The 6266-nt window shown below is 69.2% G+C and carries 8 protein-coding genes; 4 read left to right on the top strand and 4 right to left on the bottom strand.

Annotated elements, in window-relative coordinates; all coding sequences use genetic code 11:
* Positions 1-661 precede the first annotated feature (661 nt).
* Positions 662-1540, top strand: coding sequence for a deoxyribonuclease IV (locus SSOG_RS33155; RefSeq protein ID WP_009718632.1), 879 nt, complete (start codon positions 662-664; stop codon positions 1538-1540).
* A gap of 91 nt (positions 1541-1631) precedes the next feature.
* Positions 1632-2132, top strand: coding sequence for a DUF4396 domain-containing protein (locus SSOG_RS33150; protein WP_039942106.1), 501 nt, complete (start codon positions 1632-1634; stop codon positions 2130-2132).
* A 6-nt stretch (positions 2133-2138) separates the two neighbouring features.
* On the opposite strand, the gene SSOG_RS33145 is transcribed toward SSOG_RS33150, so the two are convergent.
* Positions 2139-2582 (bottom strand): MarR family winged helix-turn-helix transcriptional regulator, encoded by a 444-nt coding sequence (locus SSOG_RS33145; protein WP_039939267.1) that lies wholly within the window; start codon positions 2580-2582, stop codon positions 2139-2141.
* Positions 2583-2680: 98 nt separating this feature from the next.
* On the opposite strand from SSOG_RS33145, the gene SSOG_RS33140 reads away from it, so the two are divergent.
* Positions 2681-3199, top strand: a complete 519-nt coding sequence (locus SSOG_RS33140) for a phenolic acid decarboxylase (protein WP_009718629.1) — start codon at positions 2681-2683, stop codon at positions 3197-3199.
* Between the two features lie 12 nt (positions 3200-3211).
* Here SSOG_RS33140 and SSOG_RS33135 read toward each other — a convergent pair whose 3' ends face one another.
* Positions 3212-3835 carry a sulfite oxidase-like oxidoreductase gene (locus SSOG_RS33135; RefSeq protein WP_039939264.1) on the bottom strand — a complete coding sequence of 208 codons (624 nt, stop codon included), beginning with the start codon at positions 3833-3835 and terminating at the stop codon, positions 3212-3214.
* A gap of 169 nt (positions 3836-4004) precedes the next feature.
* Here SSOG_RS33135 and bfr point away from each other — a divergent pair, with 169 nt between their 5' ends.
* The gene (gene bfr / locus SSOG_RS33130; RefSeq protein ID WP_009718627.1) at positions 4005-4484 is read left to right on the top strand and encodes a bacterioferritin; all 480 of its coding nucleotides are present in this window, start codon (positions 4005-4007) and stop codon (positions 4482-4484) included.
* Positions 4485-4501: 17 nt separating this feature from the next.
* Here bfr and SSOG_RS33125 read toward each other — a convergent pair whose 3' ends face one another.
* Positions 4502-4750 (bottom strand): (2Fe-2S)-binding protein, encoded by a 249-nt coding sequence (locus SSOG_RS33125; RefSeq protein ID WP_039939262.1) that lies wholly within the window; start codon positions 4748-4750, stop codon positions 4502-4504.
* A 121-nt stretch (positions 4751-4871) separates the two neighbouring features.
* Positions 4872-6221 carry a class II 3-deoxy-7-phosphoheptulonate synthase gene (locus tag SSOG_RS33120; RefSeq protein ID WP_009718625.1) on the bottom strand — a complete coding sequence of 450 codons (1350 nt, stop codon included), beginning with the start codon at positions 6219-6221 and terminating at the stop codon, positions 4872-4874.
* Between the last annotated feature and the right edge of the window lie 45 nt (positions 6222-6266).

The following is a 6266-nucleotide window of genomic DNA, read 5'->3' as shown; positions in this document are numbered from 1 at the left end:
TCCGCCCCCCACGCCCCCGCTCCTCAAACGCCGGAGGGGCTGGATTTCGGGCCCTCGCCCCTGGGCAAGCACAGACCGGCCTGGGTTCCAGCGCCGCCCAGGGGGGCTTCGGAGTGCCGCCCCTCCTCAAGCCCGGACCGGAATGGGATTTCGGGGCTCCGCCCCCGCCTCGTACGTCGGCCGGACTGGGTTTCAGGGTGCCGCCCCCGCCTCAAGCGCGAACCGGGCTGGGGGGGTTGGGGCTCCGCCCCGACCCGAACCCCGCCGGTGCGGGCGCCCCACCTCCCAACCCCTCCAGCGTTCGAGGAGCAGGGCCCAGGAGCCGAACCCCACATCCCAACCCCCAAGCGTTCGAGCAGTAGGAACCAGAAACCGTGCCCCCCACCCCAGCCCAGCGCCGTTCGCGGAGCAGGGGCCGGGGCCCGAGCTCCACACCTCAGCCCCTCCACCGTCCGAGGAGCAGGACCAGGGGCCGAGGCCCAACCACCCAGCCCCTCCGGCGATTGAGGAGCGGGGGCCAGGGGCGGAGCCCCGGCGGGGGTTTGGGGGCGGAGCCCCCAACCGGGGGGCCGGGGGCTTGCCCCCGGTTCGGGAAGGGGCGGGGTGGGGAACAAGCCCCCGGGCCGTCCGATCCGCCTTCGTCGGCTGGGATGCTGGAAGGGTGAGTACGAACCGCAGTCGCAATCCCATCGGCGGGCACATCCGCGTCGCCGGTGGCCTCGCCTCCACCGGCCTTCCGCATGCGCGGGACATCGGCGCCGAAGCCGTGCAGGTCTTCGTCGCCAATCCGCGCGGCTGGGCCACGCCGCCCGGCGTCCCGGCGCAGGACGAGGCCTTCCGTACGGCCTGTGCCGAGCAGTCGGTGCCGGTGTACATCCATGCTCCGTACCTGATCAACTTCGGGTCGCACACCGAGGCCACCGCCGACCGCTCCGTCGATTCGCTGCGGCATTCGCTCCGCCGCGGGCGGGAGATCGGGGCGCTCGGGGTCGTCGTGCACACCGGGTCGGCGACCGGCGGGCGGGCGCGGGGGACGGCGATCGCGCAGGTGCGGGAGCGGGTGCTGCCGTTGCTGGACGAGCTGACGCATGAGGACGACCCGCCGCTCCTCCTGGAGCCGACGGCGGGGCAGGGGACGTCCCTGTGTGCGCTGGTCGAGGACCTCGGGCCGTACTTCGAGGCGCTGGACCGGCATCCCAAACTCGGCGTCTGCCTCGACACCTGTCACGTCTTCGCCGCGGGCCATGACCTGGCCGCGCCCGGCGGGATGAAGCAGACGCTCGACGAGCTGGTGGACGTCACCGGCAAGGGGCGGCTGAAGCTGATCCACGCGAACGACTCCAAGGACGTGGTCGGCGCGCACAAGGACCGGCACGAGAACATCGGCGCGGGGCACATCGGCGAGGAGCCGTTCCGGGAGCTGTTCACGCATCCGGCGACGCAAGGGGTGCCGCTGGTGGTCGAGACGCCGGGCGGGGCCGATGGGATCGAGGGGCATGCGGCGGACATCGCCCGGCTCAAGGCGTTGCGGGATGACTAGACAACACCATTGAGGAATACCCCCTAGGGGTATAGCGTTCCTTTCGCCGAAGGATCGCTACTACCCCCTGGGGGCATCCGACATGGATCGCATGGAGCACCACACGCACCACGCGCACGGCGAACACGGCGAACACGGCCACAACCACGGCACCGCCTCCGCCAGCTGGCCCATGGCCGCCCAGGCCACGCTGCACTGCCTCACCGGCTGCGCCATCGGCGAGATCCTGGGCATGGCCATCGGCACGGCACTGGCCTGGCACAACGCGCCCACCATGATCCTGGCGATCGTGCTCGCCTTCGTCTTCGGCTACGCGCTCACGATGCGCGGCGTCCTCCGCGCCGGGCTCGGCCTGCGCAGCGCGCTACGGGTCGCCCTGGCGGCGGACACCGTGTCGATCGCCGTGATGGAGCTGGTGGACAACGGCACGCTGCTGCTGTTCCCGGGGGCGATGGACGCGACCCTCTCCGACGCGCTGTTCTGGCTCAGCCTGGCCCTCTCCTTCGCGGTCGCCTTCGCGATCACGACGCCGGTCAACAAGTGGATGATCGGGAGGGGGAAGGGGCACGCGGTGGTGCACCAGTATCACTGAGAACCGTCACCCCTCCCCCGGCGCCTCCGCCTCCAGCGCGGCGAGCAGGTCGTCGAGCGCGGGCAGCGCCCGCTCCAGCGCCTCGCGGCTCGACGGGGCGAGGCCGTCCAGCGCCCGGCGCAGGGCGGCCGTGCTGGTGCGGTCGTAGGCGTCGAGCATGTCCAGCGCCTTGGGCGAGGCGGCGAGCCGCACGGTGCGCAGGTCGACAGTGGAGGGGATGCGTTCGACCAGACCGGCTGCGGTCATCGCACGGACCAGGTTGCTGACGGTGGACGGCGCGACCCGCAGCCGCGCCGCGACCTCGCGCGGGGTCGCGTCTCCTGCCGCGAGCACCCGCAACAGCTCGATCTGGGCCTCGGGCAGGTCGGGGAGTTCTGCGGTGTGGCGGGTGCGCAGGACCGCCCTGCGCAGGGGGCCGAGGAGTCGGCCGAACTCGGTCGCGGTGTCCATGACCCCATTCTGCCGGGGCACAAAATTTTGACACAAAACAGTTTTGTTGCAAAATTGAATGGTCAGCCGAACCCAGACCCACCCCGAGGAGGCAGACCATGACCACCGTCGCCAACCCCGTCCCCCCGCAGGACCTCTCCGGGATCGTCGGCCACCGCTTCATCTACACGTACGCCAACGGCTGGCAGTACGAGATGTACGTGAAGAACGACCACACCATCGACTACCGCATCCACTCCGGCATGGTCGGCGGCCGCTGGGTCAAGGGCCAGCACGTCGATCTGGTCCAACTGGACGACGACAGCTTCAAGATCTCCTGGAACGAGCCCACCGGCACCTCCGTCTCGGTGAACGTCATGCCGCGCAAGCGCCGCCTGCACGGCGTGATCTTCTTCCCGCACTGGGTCGAGGAGCACGGCGAACGCACCGTCTGCTACCAGAACGACCACCTCGACGCGATGCGCGCCTACCGCGACCAGGGCCCGACGTACCCGGTGTACGTCGTGCCCGAGTTCGCCAGGATCACCCTCTTCGAGCACGTCGGCACGGACGACGAGTCGGTCATCGCGACGGCGCCCGGCGCCCTCCCCGAGGGCTGGTCCAGCCGCACCGACTGAGCAAAAGGCGGCCTACAGCTCGGGGCCGTCCCCCGGCTCCTCCTGGTACGTGTAGCGCTGCTCGCTCCAGGGGTCGCCGATGTTGTGATAGCCGCGCTCTTCCCAGAAACCGCGCCGGTCGGCGGTCATGTACTCGACGCCGCGGACCCACTTCGGGCCCTTCCAGGCGTAGAGGTGCGGGACGATCAGCCGCAGCGGGAAGCCGTGCTCGGCGGTCAGCAGCTCGCCGTCCTTGTGGGTGGCGAACATGGCCGCCTCGGTCATGAAATCCGTCAGCCGCAGATTCGAGCTGAATCCGTACTCCGCCCACACCATGACGTGCGTGACGTCGGGCGCCGGCGGTGCGAGCTTGACGATCTCGCTCGCCGCGACGCCGCCCCATTCCGCGCCCAGCATGGAGAACTTGGTGACGCAGTGCAGATCGGCGACGACCGTCGAGTACGGAAGGGCGGAGAACTCCTCATGCGACCAGCAGTGCTTCTCCCCGTCCGCCGTCGCGCCGAACACGCGGAACTCCCAGCGGTCCGGCCGGAATTTCGGGACCGGCCCATAGTGCGTAACCGGCCACCCGCGCTGGAGTCGCTGCCCCGGGGGCAGCTGCGCAAGCTCTCCCTCACGGTGCTCCGACTGACCCATGGACTCCATGCTCTCAGACCGCCGGGGGTGGTCGGGACCAGGGCATGCGGCGCCGGGGCGGCGACCGGGCAACTCGCACTAAGCGTGCCCTTGCTGGACGCCCCAGCTGCGGCGATGCAACGATGCCGGAACCTGGCATTCCCCCTTCTGATGGGAAGGAGCCCCTTCGATGCAGGGCGACCCCGAGGTTCTGGAATTCCTCAACGAGCAGCTGACCGGCGAGCTGACAGCCATCAATCAGTACTTTCTGCATTCGAAGATGCAGGACAACTTTGGCTGGACACGACTGGCCGCATACACCCGGTCGGAGTCGTTCGATGAGATGAAGCACGCGGAGATGCTCACCGACCGGATCCTCCTTCTGGATGGTCTCCCGAATTACCAGCGGCTCTTCCACGTGCGGGTGGGCCAGACCGTCACCGAGATGTTCCAGGCCGACCGTCAGGTGGAGCTGGAGGCCATCGACCGCCTCAAGCGCGGCATCGAGCTGATGCGGTCCAAGGGCGACATCACCTCGGCCAACATCTTCGAGAGCATCCTCGCCGACGAGGAGGAGCACATCGACTACCTCGACACCCAGCTCGATCTGATCGAGAAGCTCGGTGAGGCGCTCTACATCGCCCAGCAGATCGAGCAGCCGAGCAGCTGACGGGCCAGGACGGCAGGCTAGGCGGCTTCGGCGGCCTCTACCTCGACCTCGACCGCCGCCGCGGCAGGCAGCGCGACGGGCTCGAGCGGGGCCTCGCGGCGCGGGCACGCGCCCCGGCCCAGCAGCGCCTGGATCTTGCGTACGCAGGAACCGCAGTCCGTGCCCGCCTTGCAGGCACCGGCGATCTGGCGCGGTGTGCACGCGCCCGTGGACGCGTGCTCGCGCACCTGCTTCTCGGTGATCCCGAAGCATGAGCAGACGTACACGGGCAGACTCTCCAGCGTTGATCAATAAGGTAACCCTTACCTTACCTGTCATGCCGGAGCCTTACAACGCCGAGGGGCGCGGATCGATGTGATCCGCGCCCCACCTGCGTATGAATGATCTCTACTGGTCCCGGTACATCTCCGCGACCAGGAACGCCAGGTCGAGCGACTGGCTGCGGTTCAGCCGCGGGTCGCAGGCCGTCTCGTACCGCTGGTGCAGATCGTCGACGAAGATCTCGTCGCCGCCGCCCACGCACTCCGTGACGTCGTCACCGGTCAGCTCCACATGGATGCCACCCGGGTGGGTGCCCAGCTCCTTGTGGACCTCGAAGAAGCCCTTGACCTCGTCCAGCACATCGTCGAAGCGGCGCGTCTTGTGGCCCGACGCGGCCTCGAAGGTGTTGCCGTGCATCGGGTCGCAGACCCACGCGACCTGCGCACCGGACGCGGTGACCTTCTCCACCAGGTGCGGCAGCTTGTCGCGGACCTTGTCCGCGCCCATCCGCGTGATGAAGGTGAGACGGCCCGGCTCGCGGTCCGGGTCGATCTTGTCGATCAGCGTCAGCGCCTCTTCGGGCGTGGTCGTAGGGCCCAGCTTCACGCCCACCGGGTTACGGACCTTCGACGCGAACTCGATGTGCGCCCCGTCCAGCTGCCGGGTGCGCTCACCGATCCACACCATGTGGCCGGACACGTCGTACAGGTCGCCGGTCCGCGAGTCGGTACGGGTCATCGCCGACTCGTAGTCCAGGACCAGGGCCTCGTGCGACGAGAAGAACTCGACGGTCTTGAACTCCTCCGGGTCCACCCCGCAGGCGTTCATGAAGTTCATCGCGCGGTCGATCTCGCGCGCCAGCGCCTCGTAGCGCTGCCCCGACGGGGACGACTTCACGAAGTCCTGGTTCCAGGCGTGCACCTGCCGCAGATCGGCGTAGCCGCCGGTGGTGAAGGCGCGGACCAGGTTCAGCGTCGAGGCCGACGCCTGGTACATCCGCTTCAGCCGCTGCGGATCCGGGATCCGCGCCTCCTCCGTGAACTCGAAGCCGTTGACGGAGTCGCCGCGGTACGTCGGCAGGGTCACCCCGTCGCGGGTCTCGGTCGGCTTCGAGCGCGGCTTGCTGTACTGCCCGGCGATCCGGCCGACCTTCACCACCGGGACGGACCCGGCGTAGGTCAGCACGGCGCCCATCTGGAGGAGCGTCTTCAGCTTGTTACGGATCTGGTCGGCGCCCACCCCGTCGAAGGCCTCGGCGCAGTCACCGCCCTGAAGCAGAAACGCCTCACCCCGGGCCACGGCCCCCAGGCGGTGCCGCAGCTGGTCGCACTCGCCCGCGAAGACGAGCGGCGGATAGGCCTCGAGCTCAGCGATTACCTCGCGCAGAGCCTCTTGGTCCGGCCAGTCAGGCTGCTGCGCCGCGGGAAGGGACTGCCAGGTGTTGCCACCGGCGTGGGATTCAGCGTTCACGGTCACCCGGACAAGGGTACGGGGTCTTCATTCGCGTCCAGCCCGCCGCCC

It is taken from the genome of Streptomyces himastatinicus ATCC 53653, assembly GCF_000158915.1.
Lineage (GTDB): Bacteria > Actinomycetota > Actinomycetes > Streptomycetales > Streptomycetaceae > Streptomyces > Streptomyces himastatinicus.
Note: the sequence above shows the minus strand (reverse complement) of the source record. Positions and strands in the feature narration are given on the sequence as shown.

Excerpts from the sequence above, each read along its gene's own strand:
- SSOG_RS33145 (WP_039939267.1), bottom strand. The coding sequence starts at position 2,582 with ATGGACACCGCGACCGAGTTCGGCCGACTCCTCGGCCCCCTGCGCAGG.
- SSOG_RS33140 (WP_009718629.1), top strand. The coding sequence starts at position 2,681 with ATGACCACCGTCGCCAACCCCGTCCCCCCGCAGGACCTCTCCGGGATC.
- bfr (WP_009718627.1), top strand. The coding sequence starts at position 4,005 with ATGCAGGGCGACCCCGAGGTTCTGGAATTCCTCAACGAGCAGCTGACC.
- SSOG_RS33150 (WP_039942106.1), top strand. The coding sequence starts at position 1,632 with ATGGAGCACCACACGCACCACGCGCACGGCGAACACGGCGAACACGGC.
- SSOG_RS33135 (WP_039939264.1), bottom strand. The coding sequence starts at position 3,835 with ATGGGTCAGTCGGAGCACCGTGAGGGAGAGCTTGCGCAGCTGCCCCCG.